Annotated in this window: 15 protein-coding genes; 9 read left to right on the forward strand and 6 right to left on the reverse strand. The window is 53.6% G+C overall.

What is annotated here, in order from left to right:
* The first annotated feature begins 33 nt into the window (after positions 1-33).
* The 4 genes from BW941_RS03470 (at position 34) to gshA (ending at position 8,473) form a co-directional block, all read left to right on the forward strand.
* Entirely contained in the window at positions 34-2,112 is a 2,079-nt protein-coding gene (locus BW941_RS03470) for a TonB-dependent receptor (RefSeq protein WP_076514287.1), read from the forward strand.
* Between the two features lie 103 nt (positions 2,113-2,215).
* Positions 2,216-4,540 carry a Tex family protein gene (locus BW941_RS03475; RefSeq protein WP_175607858.1) on the forward strand — a complete coding sequence of 775 codons (2,325 nt, stop codon included), beginning with the start codon at positions 2,216-2,218 and terminating at the stop codon, positions 4,538-4,540.
* A gap of 21 nt (positions 4,541-4,561) precedes the next feature.
* The gene (locus BW941_RS03480; protein WP_076514288.1) at positions 4,562-6,763 is read left to right on the forward strand and encodes a TonB-dependent receptor plug domain-containing protein; all 2,202 of its coding nucleotides are present in this window, start codon (positions 4,562-4,564) and stop codon (positions 6,761-6,763) included.
* 144 nt (positions 6,764-6,907) lie between these two features.
* The gene (gshA, locus tag BW941_RS03485; RefSeq protein WP_436286946.1) at positions 6,908-8,473 is read left to right on the forward strand and encodes a glutamate--cysteine ligase; all 1,566 of its coding nucleotides are present in this window, start codon (positions 6,908-6,910) and stop codon (positions 8,471-8,473) included.
* Between the two features lie 54 nt (positions 8,474-8,527).
* On the opposite strand, the gene BW941_RS03490 is transcribed toward gshA, so the two are convergent.
* A complete protein-coding gene (locus BW941_RS03490; RefSeq protein ID WP_076514290.1) occupies positions 8,528-8,932 on the reverse strand; it encodes a flagellar basal body-associated FliL family protein in 405 nt (134 codons plus the stop codon).
* 113 nt (positions 8,933-9,045) lie between these two features.
* On the opposite strand from BW941_RS03490, the gene BW941_RS03495 reads away from it, so the two are divergent.
* The 3 genes from BW941_RS03495 (at position 9,046) to BW941_RS03505 (ending at position 11,204) form a co-directional block, all read left to right on the forward strand.
* A complete protein-coding gene (locus BW941_RS03495; protein ID WP_084188585.1) occupies positions 9,046-9,573 on the forward strand; it encodes a disulfide bond formation protein B in 528 nt (175 codons plus the stop codon).
* Between the two features lie 124 nt (positions 9,574-9,697).
* On the forward strand, positions 9,698-10,171 hold the full coding sequence (gene rsd, locus BW941_RS03500) for a sigma D regulator (RefSeq protein ID WP_076514291.1): 474 nt from the start codon (positions 9,698-9,700) through the stop codon (positions 10,169-10,171).
* Positions 10,172-10,247: 76 nt separating this feature from the next.
* Entirely contained in the window at positions 10,248-11,204 is a 957-nt protein-coding gene (locus BW941_RS03505) for a WD40 repeat domain-containing protein (RefSeq protein WP_076514292.1), read from the forward strand.
* A 3-nt stretch (positions 11,205-11,207) separates the two neighbouring features.
* Here BW941_RS03505 and BW941_RS03510 read toward each other — a convergent pair whose 3' ends face one another.
* Complete coding sequence (locus tag BW941_RS03510) at positions 11,208-11,633, reverse strand: DUF4124 domain-containing protein (protein WP_076514293.1); 426 nt, start codon at positions 11,631-11,633, stop codon at positions 11,208-11,210.
* 117 nt (positions 11,634-11,750) lie between these two features.
* On the opposite strand from BW941_RS03510, the gene BW941_RS03515 reads away from it, so the two are divergent.
* Positions 11,751-12,479: a ParA family protein gene (locus BW941_RS03515; RefSeq protein ID WP_084188587.1), complete on the forward strand. Its 729-nt coding sequence runs from the start codon at positions 11,751-11,753 to the stop codon at positions 12,477-12,479.
* Positions 12,480-12,481: 2 nt separating this feature from the next.
* Here the strand turns inward: BW941_RS03515 and BW941_RS03520 are convergent, their stop codons facing one another.
* Both BW941_RS03520 and BW941_RS03525 read right to left on the reverse strand, forming a co-directional pair.
* On the reverse strand, positions 12,482-13,201 hold the full coding sequence (locus BW941_RS03520) for an MBL fold metallo-hydrolase (RefSeq protein WP_076514294.1): 720 nt from the start codon (positions 13,199-13,201) through the stop codon (positions 12,482-12,484).
* A 36-nt stretch (positions 13,202-13,237) separates the two neighbouring features.
* Positions 13,238-13,705 carry a TIGR02444 family protein gene (locus BW941_RS03525; RefSeq protein WP_076514295.1) on the reverse strand — a complete coding sequence of 156 codons (468 nt, stop codon included), beginning with the start codon at positions 13,703-13,705 and terminating at the stop codon, positions 13,238-13,240.
* Positions 13,706-13,732: 27 nt separating this feature from the next.
* Between BW941_RS03525 and BW941_RS03530 the strand changes: the two genes are divergently transcribed.
* A complete protein-coding gene (locus tag BW941_RS03530) occupies positions 13,733-15,628 on the forward strand; it encodes an ATP-binding cassette domain-containing protein (RefSeq protein ID WP_076514296.1) in 1,896 nt (631 codons plus the stop codon).
* Positions 15,629-15,644: 16 nt separating this feature from the next.
* On the opposite strand, the gene BW941_RS03535 is transcribed toward BW941_RS03530, so the two are convergent.
* The gene (locus BW941_RS03535; protein WP_076514297.1) at positions 15,645-17,462 is read right to left on the reverse strand and encodes an ATP-binding response regulator; all 1,818 of its coding nucleotides are present in this window, start codon (positions 17,460-17,462) and stop codon (positions 15,645-15,647) included.
* Entirely contained in the window at positions 17,459-18,085 is a 627-nt protein-coding gene (locus BW941_RS03540; RefSeq protein ID WP_076514298.1) for a response regulator, read from the reverse strand. Before BW941_RS03540 ends, BW941_RS03535 begins: the two co-directional genes overlap by 4 nt.
* Between the last annotated feature and the right edge of the window lie 123 nt (positions 18,086-18,208).

An 18,208-nucleotide genomic window follows, 5' to 3' on the forward strand; every position in this document is an offset into this window, starting at 1 on the left:
CCGAACGCAGTAAAGCAAGCTGGGAGACCCTTCATGACTTTTTACAAAGCAGCCGGACTGACGTTGCTCACTTTACCCACTCTTCTATACGCCGTAGAGAGCGGTTCGGATTCACAGACGCAGAGCGCGGATGATATCAGACTCGACGACCAGGTCGTCGTTGGTCGTGCCCCACTACTTGGAGAAGCGAGCTCCGCGTCCGAGGGATATGTCACTCAGGAAGCGATCGAAATCCGTCCGATGCTGCGCACCGGCGAGGTCCTTGAACTCGTACCGGGCATGGTCGTCACCCAACACAGCGGTACCGGTAAGGCCAATCAGTATTTCCTGCGCGGGTTTAACCTCGACCACGGCACCGACTTCTCGACCTCTGTCGATGGTATGCCGGTCAACATGAGAACACATGGCCACGGTCAGGGGTACACGGATCTCAACTTTATTATCCCAGAAACCATCGAATCACTGCGCTACCAGAAAGGCAGCTACTACGCAGAAACAGGCGACTTCAGCGGTGCAGGCAGTGCCTCGCTGCACACCGCGCGTCAGCTTGATCGCAACGAAGCAGAGCTGACGCTCGGACAGAACGCGTATCGGCGTGCTTTATTAATGGGCAGTGTAGAGAAGGGCAGCGGCGACTGGCTATACGCGATTGAACGTAATACCTACAACGGCCCCTGGACAGATATTGAAGAAGACCTTGATAAGACAAACCTGCTGCTGAGTTACTCGCAGCCGCTGGCAGGCGGCAAATGGCGCCTCAGCCTGATGGGCTATGACAACAGCTGGAACAGCGCAGATCAGATTCCCGAACGCGCCGTGACTTCTGGGCAGATTGATGAACTCGGCTCCATTGATGACACAGTCGGAGGCGAGTCTTCCCGCTACAGCATCAATACCGAATGGAGCAACGGATCATGGGAGGCGTCGGCCTACGCTATCCGCTACAACATGAACCTGTGGTCGAACTTTACCTATTTTCTCGATGACCCGGTGAATGGTGACCAGTTCGAACAGGTCGATCACCGCAATATCTACGGCGGTAAGCTGGCCTATCAATGGCAAGGCAAGCTTGCAGGCCGCACCATGGTCAACCGGGTCGGTACGGAGTTCCGCTACGACGACATCAGTGAAGTCGGCCTCTACCAATCTCAGGCACGTGAGCGTATAGGCGTTGTTCGCAGCGATGAGGTCGGCGAGTTCAGCACCGGCGTCTTTGCGGAGAACACCCTGTACTGGAATAGCCGCCTGCGCTCAGTACTCGGGCTTCGCTACGACTACTACCACTTCGATGTCGATAACCGCACCGACATCAACAAAAACGGCGTCGACCTGAGTGCTAACAGTGGCAAAGCGTCAGCGGGCAACACCTCTCTGAAAGCAAGCCTGATTTATCAGCTCAGCCCGGAATGGGAAACCTACATCGCTGCCGGACAGGGGTTCCATTCAAACGATGCCCGAGGCACCACCATCGAAATTGACCCGGCTGACGGCAATGACGCCACACAGGTTGACCCATTAGTCGACTCTCTGGGCTATGAAGTCGGTGTTCGCGGCTTCGTTAACCAGCGCCTGAATACGTCAGTCTCGCTCTGGCAGCTCGTCCTCGACAGCGAACTGCTGTTCGTTGGTGACGCAGGTAACACCGAAGCCAGCGACGCAAGCCGTCGTCGCGGTATCGAATTAACCGCGTATTACCGCATAACGGATGTCTGGAACTTCGACGCCGAGTACGCACATACTCAGGCAGAGTTTACTGATTCAGGTGATGACATTCCGGGCGCTATTGAAGATGTGCTGCAGACAGGCGTCAGCGCCGACTTTGGCAATGGCTGGTCGGGTGCTGCTCGCGTCCGCTATTTCGGTGAGCGACCACTGATCGAAGACGGCTCCGTTAAATCTGACGCATCGACTGTGGTTAACCTGCAAGCAGGATACCGCCAGGCCGGCTGGTCGGTACGCGGGGAAATACTGAATCTGCTCGACAGCGATGACCACGACATCGACTATCTCTACGAGTCGCAATTACGCGGTGAAAGCGAGCCAGTTGAAGACATTCACTACCATGTCCTGGAACCTCGCACCGTCCGGGTGTCACTCGCTTACCAGTTCTGATTCCTGCCTGCTGCAGAAGTGAGCTAAATCCAACACTGCCCCTGTTTATGGGGCGGTGCTCACAGGTATACTCACGCCCTCGTGAATAATGTGCCTGTGAGTTATGACCCTGCCTTCGATCACCCAACGCCTCGCTACTGAACTGAATATCCGCCCACAACAGGTTGACGCTACCGTCGCCCTTCTTGATGAAGGCGCCACCGTGCCCTTTATCGCCCGCTACCGGAAAGAAGTCACCGGTGCGCTGGACGACAGCCAGTTGCGTACTCTTGAAGAGCGCCTGGGCTATTTACGCGATATGGAAGATCGTCGTGCGTCTGTGATCAAAAGTATTGAAGAGCAGGGCAAGCTCACCGATGAGCTGAAGCAGGCACTGCTGACAGCGGATACCAAAACCCGCATCGAAGATCTGTACCTGCCCTACAAGAAAAAGCGCCGTACCAAAGGTCAGATGGCCATTGAAGCAGGCCTTGAGCCGCTCGCGGATGCTCTGTTCGGCAATCCAGATCTCAATCCCGAAACCGAGGCTGAAAAATTCCTCAACACCGAGCACAGCATTGGCGACACCAAAGCCGCTTTAGATGGCGCTAAATACATCCTGATGGAGCGCTTTGCCGAAAACGCCGACCTACTCGCCGCGCTGCGCCGCTTCCTGAAGCAGGAAGCCACGCTCTCTGTCCGCGTGGTGCCGGGCAAAGAGAAAGAAGGCGAGAAGTTCGCTGATTATTTCGAGCACGACGAGCCTCTTAAGTCCGTTCCGGGCCACCGGGCACTCGCCATTCTGCGCGGTCGCAACGAGGGTATTCTGACCTTCTCGCTGGTGACGGGTGATCCGGACGATAAGCTCGCCGCCAGCCCATGCGAAGCCATCATTGCCGAGCATTCTGGCATTAAAAACGAAGGCCGCGCAGCCGACCGCTGGCTGGCCGAAGTCGTAAAGTGGACCTGGCGTATCAAGCTGCTGACCAGCCTCGAAACCGAGCTGATCGGCCAGCTCCGTGAGCAGGCAGAAGAAGGCGCAATTAAAGTGTTCGCCGATAACCTCAAAGATCTTCTGCTCGCCGCTCCCGCGGGCCCGAAAGTGACTATCGGCCTCGACCCTGGCCTGCGTACCGGGGTGAAAGTCGCGGTCGTGGATAAGACCGGCAAGGTTGTTGATCACTGTGCGATCTTCCCGACACCTCCGCAAAATCGCATCGCCGAATCCGAAGCCGTACTGCTGGCATTGATTCAGAAGCACAATGCCGAGCTAATCGCGATTGGTAACGGTACTGCTTCGCGCGAAACCGATAAGTTTGTTGGCGATCTGCTGAAAAAGCACAAAGATCTGAACGTACAGAAAATCATGGTGAACGAGGCCGGTGCCTCGGTGTACTCAGCTTCAGAGCTGGCGGCCAAAGAATTTCCGGATCTGGACGTGACCATTCGCGGCGCCGTATCCATTGCTCGTCGCCTGCAGGACCCATTGGCAGAACTGGTAAAAATCGAGCCCAAGTCCATCGGTGTGGGCCAGTATCAACATGATGTTAATCAGAGCCAATTAGCGCGCACACTGGATGCCGTCGTAGAGGACTGTGTGAACTCGGTGGGCGTCGATCTGAATACCGCCTCCGCTCCACTGCTGACACGAGTTTCCGGGCTGAACGCCACACTGGCCAATAACATCGTCGCTTTCCGCGATGTGAACGGTGCCTTCACCTCACGCAAAGACCTGGCAAAAGTGCCGCGCCTGGGTGACAAAACCTTCGAGCAGGCAGCCGGCTTCCTACGCATTATGGACGGTAAAAACCCTCTGGATGCCTCCGGCGTTCACCCTGAGTCCTATCCTGTGGTGGAGCGTATCGCCCACGAGTTCTCGCGCGATGTAAGCAGCTTGATCGGCGACAGTGCCTTTCTGAAATCTGTCAACGCGGGCCAGTTTACCGACGAGAGTACGGGTGAGCTAACCTTAAAAGATATCCTCTCAGAGCTGGAGAAACCCGGTCGGGACCCTCGCCCTGAGTTCCGCTTTGCGGAATACAAAGAGGGCGTCGAAGACATCAAAGACCTGAAGCCCGGCATGATTCTCGAAGGCGCGATCACTAATGTTGCCGCCTTTGGTGCCTTTGTGGATATCGGTGTACATCAGGATGGTCTGGTACACATTTCAGCGCTGGCGGATCATTTCGTGAAAGATCCTCGCGATGTCGTAAAAGCAGGCGACATCGTTAAAGTGAAGGTGATGGAAGTCGATGTGTCGCGCAAGCGCATTGGTTTATCCATGCGACTGGGGGATGATATCAACGCCTCGGGCGACACCGGAAACAGAGCGGCTAAAGACAGACCTCAGCGCCAGCCGCGTGGTTCAAAACCGACGCAGCAACCTGCCGGAAACGGTGCTATGGCGGGGGCCTTCGCAGCCGCGTTTGCAAACGCCAGAAAGAAATAAAGCGAATATTGAGAAGTTATCGTGCAGAAAAAAGGTTCATTATTCATCGTACTTTCGTGCACCGCGAGTCTTTGCCAGTCTGTGCATGTTTCAGCGGATGACAACCCGGATAACTTCTCTTCCCTCTCGTGGTATGCCTCTAGCTGGGATGCTTCAGCAGCGGATATCCCGCACGTACTGACGCCAGCGCGACTGCATCAGGCAACCGCCGAGGTACCGGGTAGTGTGACGGTTCTTGATGCTGATTTTATAAAACGCACCGGCATCAAACACATCTCTCAGCTTCTGCGTTATGTTCCCGGAATGCTGGTCGCTCACGACATCCGGGACAATAGCGACGCGGTGGTCTATCACGGTGGGCCTTCCATCCTGCCAAAGAGCTTTCAGGTCCTCATAGACGGGCGGGCACAATACCTAGCCGGGTTATCCGCTGTATCATGGGAAGACCTACCTGTTGCGGTCGAGGATATTCAGCGGATCGAAGTCGTTCGCGGCCCTGCGGCCACCAGCTTTGGCACCAACGCTTATCAGGCTGTGATCAATATCATCACGAATTATCCACAGGACGCCTTCGACGACAAAGTCGGTGTCCAGCAAGGTAATAATCGGGATACTTATCTCTACGCACGAACGACCGGCGATCAGGGGATTCATCACTGGCGCTTGTCGGCCAAGGCCTATTCCACCGAACACCTGCGCGACAGTGATGACACCAACATAGGCTGTACAACCCCTTGCGACGACAACCGTGATTTCGCGGCAGTTATGCTGAATACCAGCCATCAACTGAGTAATATTCAGAGTCTGAACACCGCCTTCACGATAACTAACTCCTACCGGGACGTGCCTGATTACGAGTTTACGAGTAATCACGTTGAGTCCAACCAGTTTGAAGCCAGCGTAGTCTACGATCACGACCTGTCGGAGCTGCATGAGTTGAAAGTGTCGGTTCACGCAACTCGTTTTGAGCGGCGCCAGCATGGTGTGCTGGAAAGTGGACCTTCCGGTTTCTTTGATCCGCTTCTGAGACAACTGGATGAGCTAAACCCGGAAGCCGCCGATCAGTTTGTTCAGGGCGAATCCCTTACCGCACTGGATAGCACCAACCCGGAAGAGTTGGCGCTGGTTCAACAGCTCCTCGACCGCTACGGAGCCGACCCGGCTGCTTTCTTCATACCGATCAGCGGCGATGTTCATGCCGATACGAATGAGCGACGCATCGACCTGGAAATACAGGATACGGTCGCCTTCGCGGACAACCTGATCATGATCAGCGGTCTCGGTTATCGCAAAGAACAGATTTACTCGAAACCCTTCTACGACGGCTACATAGACTCGGACCAGCTCCGCGGCTTCGGCAATATCAACTGGAGAGCCAACAACCGCTGGGCCCTGCATGCAGGTGTTATGTATGAATATGAAGAAGATGGTACTGATATCTGGTCTGGAAAACTGGCAGCCAACTATCTGATCAGCCCAGTCGAGTCAGTGAGGCTGGTATTCAGTCGCGCAGGGCGCACGCCGGACATATTTGAACAAAAAGCAGACTGGGTATACGTCGTTGATAATGCCGAAACAGAATCGCCCTACGCTGGTGTCGAGTATTACGATGGATTCAAAGGACCGGGTAACCTCAAACCCCAGATCATCCACTCAGTCGAGCTAGGGTATTTCGCCAGCAAACCGTTCTGGAAAGGCAATATAGAGTGGGATGTTAAGCTGTTCCGGGAAGAGCTGAATAATGTCATCTACCACTACCCGTCCATTCGTCTCGATACGGTCAATGATGGGAATGAAATTGTCTACACCGGCGCGGAGGGGCAGTTAACGTTTACGACGCGCAGCGCCGCAGAGTTCCGCGTGACCAGCGCATGGCTGCGCGCAGAGGTAGATCCAACAGAAGGTCTCAGCGACAGCGATCTGGTCGCCCTGTATTCGCCGCGCTCGCACTCTGCCTCCTGGTTTCAGCCATGGCCAGCGCAGATTTTCACTCATCTCAGTGCGTTTGTTATTGAAGACGGACGCCGGGTGAACCGTGGTGATGACGGCGATGATCTACACACACTGGAGCTGAATATATACCGTGACTTTGCTTCGGCAGAGACTACAACCCGGTTAGGTTTCAGAGCACAGAGAGATTTCACGTCAGATACTTTCAAGCCGGACTCAGAACCCTACGAGCAGGCTGTACGAGTTCAGTTAAGTGCCAGCGTTGCATTCTGATAACCGATCTGACGAACAATAAGTAGGCGCTTACACAACACTGTTCATTATGAGCGATCAATCTGAGACCAATTTCTGATACAAGTATGTATAAGATCCTGTCGATTCCTCCTATAATCCGCTGACTTCCAACCTGATGCAGAGGTGCTCTTGGCTTCCTACGATTCACTGCTGGCGCTACTGGCCGACTCCCGGCACCTACCCATGCTTTCCCGACTGCAACGGGGAATTGAGAAGGAAGGCCTGCGCTGCAGCAATGACGGACTGATCGCTCAGACACCTCACCCCAAGGGAATGGGCTCTGCGCTGACGCACCCGGCCATTACGACTGACTACTCCGAAGCCCTACTTGAGTTCATTACGCCGGTCTTTACCAGCGCCCATGAGGCGTCGGCCTACCTCGAAACCGCCCATCGCTTTGCCTACCAGCAAATGGAAGGAGAGCTGATCTGGCCAGCATCGATGCCTTGCATCCTGAAAGGCGAGATGAGCATCCCCATTGCCGAGTATGGCAGCTCCAATATCGGACGACTGAAACATGCCTACCGTCATGGCCTCTGGCATCGCTACGGTCGTGTAATGCAGGCAATTTCAGGTATCCACTACAACTTCTCGTTGCCCGATGAACTGCTGCGACTACTGGCAGAGCAGGAAGGTCAGAAAGCAGACAAAGACTTCGTATCCCGCCGCTATCTCGGCATGATCCGTAACTTCCGCCGCTATGGCTGGCTGCTGATGTATTTGTTTGGCGCTTCACCGGCGGTATGCAGCACATTTCTTGATGGCCGTAAGCACTCTTTGCAGCAGCTTCACAAGCACACCTTATACGCCCCGTACGCGACCTCGCTGCGGATGAGTGATCTGGGTTACCAGAATAATGCTCAATCGGGCTTAGTGATCTGTCACAACTCACTTGAGTCGTACATCGACACGCTGAGTAAAGCGCTGACCATTCCTGTCGCTGAGTACGAAGCCATTGGTATGCAGGAAGAGAACGGCCAGTATAAGCAGCTCAATACCAATCTGCTTCAGATCGAAAATGAGTACTACAGCAATATCCGTCCTAAGCGGGTAGGCGAGTCCGGCGAGAAGCCGCTGGAGTCATTGGCTCGAGCCGGTATCCAATATATTGAAGTCCGCAGCACGGACGTGAATCCATTCCTGCCGCTGGGCATCGACGTTCCGCAGATGCACTTTATGGATATCTTCCTTCTCTGGTGTGCTCTGCAGGACAGCAGTGAGATTGACGATACTGAATACGAGCGTATTCAACAGAACTTCAGCAAAGTGGTGTACGAAGGTCGTCGGCCAGGCCTGACTCTCGAAAATGCCAGTGGAGAAACCACTCTGACCGAATGGGCAAGCAAACTTCTGGACAGCATGCAGCCCGTGGCAGCCTTGCTCGACGAAGCCAATCATCACAGTTTCCACATCGACACGCTAGGCCAGCAGCGTATCAAAGTTGCTGACAGCAGCCAGACCCCGTCGGCGAAAGTCCTGCGAATTCTGGAAGACGAGAAGATTGAGTTTGCCGAACTGACGTTACGTCAGGCTCAGGCGCACCGTAAGTTCCTGAGCGAGCCCTTGTCAGCAGACGTCCGCGCCGAGTGGAAGGCAACAGCCGAAGAAAGCCTCAAAGCACAGGCCGAACTCGAAGCAAACGATGTTCAGCCCTTTAACGAGTTTCTGCGTGACTATATGGCACGCTGAATCCCCCCTGAATGACCTGCCGACAGGCGATTACGCTCTGCCGGCTCTCGGCCATTAGTTCTGTACGACGAAGTTATTGAAGTACAGGTCATCCACTGACGGAGCTCCTTCCAACTGAGTCATCACTGCACGGACTTCTTCCAGTGCAATCTGACGAAGTTCCTCACGCCCCTGCGTAGAGTTCATGATCTCGGCCTCCTGCGCACTGAACAACATCACCAGGCTATTGCGCAGGTAAGGCTTATGGTGAGCGACCGCCGCTCCAGCCTCAGTGGTACTGACCTTAAGCGCAACATCCGTACGCAGATACTTAATCCGGCCGGTGCTGCCATAATTAACAACAAATGCAGGTTCAAAGTAGATGTACTGAACCTGAGGCCCAGCAGGGGCCGCTTCGTCTTCTGCAAAAGCCATCACTGACAACGTCACCAGCAGAGTAAAAAAAAGGCGCTTCAGCATTCCGCGTCTCCGTCATAATGTAGATTATGGTCAAGCTTAGCAGCTGACACGGATTCCGCTGGATACGCGTGATAGACTCCAGACAACTAATTCACGAGTTCACATAACAACTTATGATGCTGCAACGTTTCTTTCCCGCAACTCTTGTTGCCGGTGGTTATCTGGCCGGTTTTCTTATCTGCGTCCTGCTGCTGGCTTCGGCGTACTATTTTGAATACCAGATGTTCCTCGACCCCTGCCCACTCTGCATTGTTCAGCGCATCGCTACACTGGGCATAGGTATTGGCTGTCTGCTGGCATTTATCGCCCGCAACACCCGCTGGCCGCATCGCATTGCTCTGATATTCACACTGGCATCATCCATATTTGGTGTCTGGGTCGCTAACCGTCATGTCTGGCTACAAGGGTTACCTGCCGACGAAGTGCCTGAATGCGGTCCAAGTGTTGAATACATGGCGGAAGTTCTGCCATTCACCGAACTGATGACATTCATGCTGCAGGCCAGTGGCAGCTGTGCGGATATTTCATGGGAGTTAATGAGTATGAGCATGCCGGAATGGACCCGTGTCATATTCGTTGCATTTACCCTTGTCAGCCTTCTGGGTCTGGCTCGCGCATGGAGTGCCGACAAGCAGAGCTGATGCACATAACCGCGGTATTGCAAGAAAAAAAACTGAAAAAAGTTGCTTGAAATGCGGCTTTCCGCGCGCCTATATTGGTGACACTAAGGCATAAGCAGCACCGTTTTCACAGAGGAATTTAGACATGCTGGAAAAATGTAAAAACGCACAGGAACGCTGGGGCGGTGTTCATCAACTGATCGACAAATGGCTGAATGAACGCCAGAGCCTGATCGTCCTGTTCTGCAACCTCAGCGCCAGCAAGCCACTTTCTGAAGAGGAACCATTGGCAGAGAACCTGCAGCGTTTCTGCGAAGTTATGATGGACTATTGCTCGGCCGGGCACTTCGAAATCTACGAACAGCTGATGAACGAAGCCCGTGAATTCGATGATGGCACCATTGACCTGGCGAATGAACACATGCCGCGCCTGGAAGCCCTGACCGGCGAATGCGTTGACTTCAACGATACCTACGACAAGCACTGTACTCTCGACCAACTGGCGAAGCTTCCTGCAGACTTGTCGGCCATCGGCGAAGTGCTCGAAGAGCGTTTTCAGATTGAAGACAACCTCATCGAAAAAATGCACAACGTGCATCGCGAAGCGGTTGCCAGCTAAGACAGGATTTCTGTTCTACACTGACAACAGGGCGCGCACTTCGCGCGTCCACTGACCGCTCACGGAACAGGTTGTCATGATCCCGCGTTTTATCCTATTTCTGCTTTCCCTGACGCTTCTCACTGCCTGCGACAACGCAGCTGAGCCTGAGAACTTCTCTGAGGTCGCGACACAGGGCGTCTACAGCATTCGTATCAATCACTCTGGCACCGCCGCCTTTATCGGCAGTCTGCACCACGGTGGCAGCTACTGGACACTCGATCCTGCTGAACGTCATTTCGACTGGAACCACACCAGCGACGGTTACAGCAACCTGACCAGTGGTGCCTTTTCGCCCGATGACGCTTACGTTGCCAGCGCCGACAACCGCACGATAGTGCTCTGGGAAGTGGCTACCGGGAAAGCCATCTGGTTCTGGAACGCACCCGGCGACATCGAAGACATTGCTCTGACAGAGAACGGCAACCTCGCCCTTCTCGGAATGCAGGACTACACCGCAACCCTGTTCGATATCCGTAATGGTGGCATCCGCCAGCGCCTGGCACACGACGGCATTGTGTATGACGTCAGCCTGAGTGCCGATGGTCTGCTTGGCGCGTCTGCCAGTGACGACCTGACGGCCATTGTATGGAATCTCAATGACGGCTCAGCCATCACCACACTGAAACACAACAACCAGGTCAAAACCGCCGAGCTATCGCCCAGTGGCCGCCTGATTTTCACCTCAGCCCTACGCGAGGCCGGTCGCATCTGGGATGCGGCCAGTGGGCAGCAATTGATTGAGCTTCCCGGTGGACGCGGACATTTCAGTACGGCACGGTTCGACGCATCGGAACAACAACTCCTGACAGGCAATACATCCGGGCAGATACAGCTCTGGGACGTTCAGACAGGGGCCGAACTTAAACGTTGGCGTGCGACCCCGGGAGATCACTGGGTTGGAAACAACGTTGCTCTGGAAGACGTTGCCTTCACGGACACCGGCGTTGTGGCAGCCGCCGCTAATGGGCGCGTTTATCACATGCAGCGGTGATGACTACCGCTGCTCTTCGGTTGAGTATCGCGACTCCAGCATAGATTTTACCTGCTTCGCCTGATCAATCAGCTCCAGCGCCTGCCCGGGCATAACGATTGGCGAGTCAGGCACCTGAGTCTTGGGAGTGATCAGTTCGTTGTCGGATGTGTCTTCCTTTTTCGTTGCGACCGGCGCCAGAATATTTGCCGCGGTATCGATATTAACTTCTTTGGCAGTAACACCTTCCGGCGCTTCGTTGCCGAAATGCCACTGGCCATTCGCGTCCTGCCATTTATAAAACGTCTGTCGTGTCTGCTCTGTAGAAGCGGGTGGTGTGTAGGCCGAAACCCCGGACGACGAATCGCTGTTCACTTTTTTCATAATGTATGGCGTGCCAATCGCCACAGCGAGGATGCTGAGAAGAAACAGGATCACGGTGAATTTCATAGCAACTCCTTTTGTCGACTGTATTCCGGCAGAACCCGGATTTTTGCAGTATGCTAAAGATTATCCAATAGAGAATTCTATTTTATCACCCATCGCTGAAAGGAAACGATGCCATCTATGACCGCAGGGGTTATCAGTCAACAGCCCAGGGTTGTTACCTACGCCAAAGCGATGCGGGTTCTGGTCGCTAACGCCAAGGGAGGCTGTGGTAAAACCACTCTGGCCACTAACCTGGCCTGTCAGTTTGCCCGTGAAGGTAAGACGACAACGCTTATTGATCACGACCCTCAGGCGTCCGCAACCGACTGGTTGAAGCTGCGTAGTGCCAGGCTTCCAATTATCAATGGTATTGAGGCCGTCAGAGAGCGTCACCGCACGGGCTCAACACTCAGTTGGCGCATGCGTATCCCCCTGGCGACAGAACGCGTGGTTATTGATACACCGGCGGGTCTTCATGGGAATGCACTGTCCGACCTGATTGCTCAGTCGGATATTGTCATTATCCCGGTCATTCCATCGGCCATTGATATGCGTGCAGCGACGGAGTTTATTGAAGAGCTGCGTAAGACGCAGGCCTACCGTCAAAAAGCCTGTGCCATAGCTGTGGTTGCCAACCGGGTGAAACGCAACACGCTGAGTTTCAGCTCGCTGAAGTCATTCCTGGACGATCTGCATATCCCTTTCGTGACCGCACTGCGTGATACACAGTTCTACGTAAAGGCTGGCGAACATGGGTTTGGTGTTGTCGATTTTGACCGACAACACCCCAAGGAACAGGAAGAGTGGCAACCGCTTATGAGCTGGTTAAATAAAACGATGATGGAAATTCAACATAACCGGGTCTGATGTCAGGCCTCTTCTTCATAGCCGTACAGATGACGAACCTCGGCTCTGACAGCCGCTTTTGCCCCCATCCTTAACACCTGCCCATGGGCTCCCACTAACGCGTCGAAATCGAGCTGTATCAGGCGCTCAAAATCATGCTGTAAAGAACCACCCTTGGGCGTCACACGTTTCAGCCATGGCCCACCTATGTTCATCCCACGATGAAAACCCAGAAGCTTGAATACGACTCGCGTGAAGCCAGAAAAATACCGCCAGTCGCGGTGATACTGGAGACTGTCAGTGGTGATCAACAGCCTGTGTTTTTTCATGAGTAAAGCGGCCTCAGGGTAGATTGCATTGCGATAAACGAAAAACAGACTATCTCTGACAGGGCCCGGCGAAGCCTCATCAACAAGCACATCAATCTCAGGCGAGCTGTATGTGCTCTGACCTGCCTGAGCCCAGAAAAGACATTGATATCGATCTACGTAATATTGATCGTCCAACCCGTGAAAGTCACCAAGCCGGACAACGCGCGCTACCTGACCCAATGCATCAAGTTCGCGAAGCGCTTCTTCCTGAAGTCGTACGGGGTTGATCAGCGTAAGCTCTTTACCTTCACGCAGAATAATCATATTACGGTTAAGGCGCATTCCAGGACCGACACGGATGCTGCCGTGTACCCAGAACACATCAGGGAACAACTGCTCGATGGGATCGTGCGGATATGCGGATGAGTACATGTTTCCTCCTGAAACGGTGTGTACAGATGTCCGGTGTCAGCCCCGTGCAAAATCAGCGAGGGCTTTGCATTCCTTTTCACTACTGCAGACTAGCATAAGGTCTGAAGCTACGCAGCGCCCCTTATCCGCCGGATTATCTTTATTTTTGCTCCATAAGATACCAAGGCCGTAGCGCTCAGCTTCGAGTTCCGCTTTCTTAAGTAACTCGTAGAGATCTCCATGCTCAAGGCGATCAGCCTGCCGCCGCCGCTGCCGCAAGGGCTCAATCATCTCTTCCTTCCAGCGCGCGTATTCGCTGTCGGTAAGAGATTCTTTGCACACTTCAAACCCCTGCTCCGATAACCAGAGCACCGTCAGCAACTGCAGAATATCGGCACCGTGTTCATCCTGCATCCGCAACAAGGTCGCTTCGACACCGGACCGTGAATAGACACGTAAAGCATAACGCCACAGGGCGTTATCCATTGGTCCGTCACCCGCTTCTGTGGCAAACTGCGCCGCCATTACCAGCCCCTTTTCTGTGTGTTTTCTATGATCGAGTTTAATCAGGTTTCGTTACAGCGTGGTACTAACTTTCTGTTAGAGAAAGCCAGCCTGCGCATTCACGACGGCCAGAAACTGGCTCTTATCGGCCCGAATGGTGCCGGCAAGTCGAGCCTGTTTGCTCTTCTCAACGGAGAACTGACCGTCGACGGCGGCGACCTGAACATGCCAGCGAAGTGGCGTATCGCTCATATGAAGCAGGAAGTCGAAGCCAGTGATCGCTGTGCTCTCGATTATGCCATTGATGGTGACGCACGCTACCGTGAAATTGAAGCCGGTATGGCCAATGCCAGTGACGATAATGAGCTGACCCGCTGGATGGATGCCATGGACGAACATCAGGGCTATCAGATTCCGGTGAAAGCAGAACAGCTGCTTCATGGTCTCGGCTTTTCACAAGCCGACCTCAAACGCTCCGTCAAAGACTTCTCAGGTGGCTGGCGTATCCGTCTGAACCTGGCTCAGGCACTGATGATGCCGTCGGATCTCCTGCTCCTCGATGAACCGACCAACCACCTGGATCTTGAAGCCACTCTGTGGCTCGAAGGCTGGCTGAAAAAGTATCCCGGAACCCTGCTGTTTATCTCGCACGACCGGGATTTTATTGATTCGGTTGCAGACCATATTGTTCACCTGCACAACCGTGAACTGGTGGTGTACCCAGGGAACTACAGTGCCTACGAACGCATCCGTGCAGAAAAGCTGGCTCAGCAGCAAACTGTGTATGAAAAACAGCAGGAACGTGTCGCTGAAATCGAAAAATTTGTCGCGCGCTTCCGTGCCAAAGCCAGTAAAGCTAAACAGGCACAAAGCCGCTTAAAAGAACTGCAGCGCATGGAGCTGATTGCTCCGGCGCATGTGGATTCACCGTTCCGCTTTGAATTTCCCTGCTACGAAAAAATGTCGACGCCTTTGTTGGCTATCGACAACGCCGACCTGGGCTATGCCGATAGAACTATCCTGCCGCAGGTGAAAATATCCATCGTACCTGGGCACCGTATTGGTTTACTCGGCCCCAATGGTGCGGGTAAATCGACGCTGTTAAAAACGCTATGCGAAGAAGTCCCTTTGCTCGCAGGTGAGCGCAGCACGGGCGAACACTGTCATATTGGTTATTTTGCACAGCACCAGCTTGAGTCTTTAGATGTGAAGGCAACAGGCGCTCTTATTCTGCAACGCCTGCGCCCGACAGCCAGCGAACAGGAAATCCGTAATTTTCTCGGCGGGTTTGGTTTCCACGGTGATAAAGCTTTAGAAGTCATTGAGCCCTTTTCTGGCGGCGAAAAAGCGCGCATGGCGTTGGCCTGCGTTGCCTGGATGAAGCCCAACCTGTTGATTCTGGATGAGCCGACCAACCATCTGGATATTGAAATGCGTGAGGCCCTAGCACTCGCCTTACAGAATTTCGAAGGCGCAATTTTAATCGTCAGCCACGACCGTCACCTGCTGAAATCTACCGTTGATGAATACTGGCTGGTAGATCATGGAAAAGTGCAGAGTTTCGATGGCGACCTCGATGACTATCACGACTACCTTAATAAACGCGAGGCGAACACGCCTACCGCGGAATGTGCTGCTCCTGCAACAAACGAAGTGAAGCAACCCGCTGTAGACCGGAAAGAACAGAAACGCATCGAAGCCGAAAAACGCCAACGTCTGGCGCCGATACGCAAGCAGCAACAAGCGGCCGAGAAAAAGATGGAAAAGCTTCAGTCTGAGTTGGCGAACATTGAGGAGACAATGGGCGACAGCGGTCTGTATGACGCCAGCCGCAAAGATGAATTAAACACATTAATTCAGCAGCAGGGTAAGTTAAAAACCGAGCTTGAAGAGATCGAGATGGAATGGATGGATTTAACCGAGCAATTGGAAGCAGCGGAATAAAACACTCCACGGACACTCAGACAGCGATTAACGCCTGACGCATGGCATTGCGCAGAAAGCCGGGCTTCACTGGTTTATGCAATACCACAATACCGTCATCCGCCAGAGTTTTAATACGCTCAGGCGCGGTATCACCGGTAATCATAAGAGCGGGCAAATTGGAGGAGAACTGTGTTTGTATGTGCCGGATCAAATCCTGGCCATCCATGGCTCCTGGCAGACGATAATCACTGATCAGAATGTCTGCCCAATGCGGCTCGGCTTCAAACATAGCCAGACCCGCCTGCGCATCCACATACGCTCTCACTTCACAGCCCCAACCCGCCAGAAGCTGCTCGGTACTGTCACGCACCATGGCGTCATCTTCGACGAGTAATACGTTTATGCCGGAAAATATTGCGTCTGCGGATGCTAGCGGTTTTAAGCCAGAAGGCGCGCCTGAATGAGCATCAGGTGTTTCACTTACCATGTCAGCAGGTGTGTCAGCGGATACCTCATGCGCGATTGCCAGAGTAAGTATGAATTCCGATCCCTTGCCGGGTTCTGATCTCACCTGCAACTCATGCCCGAGCAGGTTGGCAAGTCGCCGGCATACGGACAAGCCAAGGCCGAGCCCTTTCTGCCGGTCACGCTCAGGATTGTTCAGCTGTACAAATTCCTGAAATATTTTTTCCTGCTGATCCTTCGGGATTCCCATTCCGGTATCAGATACCCGGACAAGTAAACGAGCCGGCGGAGCGACTTCGGTCGAGATGACGACCGCACCCGACTCAGTGTACTTAATGGCATTGGTGATCAGATTTCTCAGGATATTCCCCAGCAGAACAGGGTCGCTGCGAACAGCATATTGGCAAGGTTTGATACTCAGCTTCAGTCCCTTCGCCTCTGCCACGGGTCTCGCTTCAATAATCAGGCTATTGATCAGTGCGTCGAGAGGGAAATCAGTCACTTCGGCATGTACGTCGCCCGCATCCAGACGCGATATATCAAGCAATTTCCCCAAGAGGTCATCTATCGAGGTGACCGCAGAGCGGATATGAGTCACAAGCTGCTGACCGCGATCGCTGGTGACTTCCTGCCGCAGCCCCTCAGAAAGCAATGACAGAGAATGCACCGGCTGGCGGAGGTCATGACTTGCGGATGCCAGAAACTGAGTTTTCGCCCGGCTGGCAGCGTCGGTGATCTCATACTGCTCGCGCAAAGTCTCGGCCAGGCGCATATTTTTTAACGTCAGTGCCATCATATCTTTATAGGTAATGCTGCCCGAACGAGCGACCGAGTAGGCGACGCCTATATAGGCGAGGAATGCCATCCCCATCCCCTTGTACTGAGGGTCAGGCTGAATCAGACACATAATAATCATCGGCATGGTACTGATAATAAGATAAGCCGTATGACTCAGTAGCCAGATGGCATTAGTACTGACCGAAGAAACGGTAACCCCGATAATCAGAACGAATAACAGCGTCTGCTCAGAAAATTCCGCGGGATTAAAAAACAAAACACCGGCACTTCCCCACAGAGACGCCAGCACAAGGACGCCTGACATATACATGCCGCGCCAGAACGAAAGAGAACGGCGCTCATAATAATTCCGGTAGCACCAGAGCAGCCCCGTTCCGAACACTTCAAGTCCGACACAGGCGGCATACCAGAGGTATCCATAAACGGCGCCGACCGGTGGACTCTGATTAACAATCAACACCGTTGTTAATATCAGAGTGCCAATCGTGATGGTGCTGATGCGGTCGTAAAGATCATCCGTTGCCCGGCGACGGCGAAACGTATTTATTTCATCATCGCTGAGATGAATATCGTCTATCGGGCTGGTCATTCAGGCAGCAGTCCCAGCCTGCGCACGGCATTCAGACACGCCGTCCGGTTTGTGACACGGAACAGCCGAAAAACATCACGCAGGTGACCTTTGATTGTATTTTCTGAGATATCCAGTTCACTGGCGATCACTTTATTCGACATTCCCTGAGCCAGAAGGTGAAGAATTTCCTGCTGTCGTGGCGTCAGGCGTATATCCGGCAACTCCTGCTTCTGACTCTCAATCAGTTCCAGCCAGCCTTCTGGTAAGTATGTGCCGCCATTCAGAACGTCCTGAATGGCTTTGACCAACACCTCGGGTGGTGACGACTTGGGTAAATACCCCAGAGCTCCATGGTCCAATGCTTTGCCAGCGTCGGCTAATGAGTCAGACGCAGAAATCATCATCACAGGTGACAAAATGCACATTTGTTGCAGGCGCCGGATAAGCGTCAGGCCGCTGATACCCGGCAGATTCAGGTCCATCAGTATGAGATCGGGTTGATCATCCATCTCATTCAGTACTTGCTCTGCCTCTTCGGCAGTACGGACCTGTGTTGTTTCGCACGGAGCTAAAGACTGCTCCAGTAGCCCCGCCAGCCCTCCGGCGAAGAGTAAATGATCATCAACGATGAGGTAGTGCATCCATTCTCCTGCGACATCCGGGGGAACGCCTTCCTGCATTGACAGGACTGTCAGTCAGCGACACCCCACACTAAAGTATTGGCCCTAATGTACCCTATAAACTCACCTGAATTCAGCGGAAAA

Origin of the sequence: Thalassolituus maritimus (genome assembly GCF_900156675.1) — a bacterium.
Classification (GTDB): Bacteria; Pseudomonadota; Gammaproteobacteria; order Pseudomonadales; family Oceanobacteraceae; genus Thalassolituus; species Thalassolituus maritimus.

Excerpts from the sequence above, each read along its gene's own strand:
- BW941_RS03470 (WP_076514287.1), top strand. The coding sequence starts at position 34 with ATGACTTTTTACAAAGCAGCCGGACTGACGTTGCTCACTTTACCCACT.
- BW941_RS03475 (WP_175607858.1), top strand. The coding sequence starts at position 2,216 with ATGACCCTGCCTTCGATCACCCAACGCCTCGCTACTGAACTGAATATC.
- BW941_RS03490 (WP_076514290.1), bottom strand. The coding sequence starts at position 8,932 with ATGCTGAAGCGCCTTTTTTTTACTCTGCTGGTGACGTTGTCAGTGATG.
- BW941_RS03495 (WP_084188585.1), top strand. The coding sequence starts at position 9,046 with ATGATGCTGCAACGTTTCTTTCCCGCAACTCTTGTTGCCGGTGGTTAT.
- rsd (WP_076514291.1), top strand. The coding sequence starts at position 9,698 with ATGCTGGAAAAATGTAAAAACGCACAGGAACGCTGGGGCGGTGTTCAT.
- BW941_RS03505 (WP_076514292.1), top strand. The coding sequence starts at position 10,248 with ATGATCCCGCGTTTTATCCTATTTCTGCTTTCCCTGACGCTTCTCACT.
- BW941_RS03510 (WP_076514293.1), bottom strand. The coding sequence starts at position 11,633 with ATGAAATTCACCGTGATCCTGTTTCTTCTCAGCATCCTCGCTGTGGCG.
- BW941_RS03515 (WP_084188587.1), top strand. The coding sequence starts at position 11,751 with ATGACCGCAGGGGTTATCAGTCAACAGCCCAGGGTTGTTACCTACGCC.
- BW941_RS03520 (WP_076514294.1), bottom strand. The coding sequence starts at position 13,201 with ATGTACTCATCCGCATATCCGCACGATCCCATCGAGCAGTTGTTCCCT.
- BW941_RS03525 (WP_076514295.1), bottom strand. The coding sequence starts at position 13,705 with ATGGCGGCGCAGTTTGCCACAGAAGCGGGTGACGGACCAATGGATAAC.
- BW941_RS03530 (WP_076514296.1), top strand. The coding sequence starts at position 13,733 with ATGATCGAGTTTAATCAGGTTTCGTTACAGCGTGGTACTAACTTTCTG.
- BW941_RS03535 (WP_076514297.1), bottom strand. The coding sequence starts at position 17,462 with ATGACCAGCCCGATAGACGATATTCATCTCAGCGATGATGAAATAAAT.
- BW941_RS03540 (WP_076514298.1), bottom strand. The coding sequence starts at position 18,085 with ATGCACTACCTCATCGTTGATGATCATTTACTCTTCGCCGGAGGGCTG.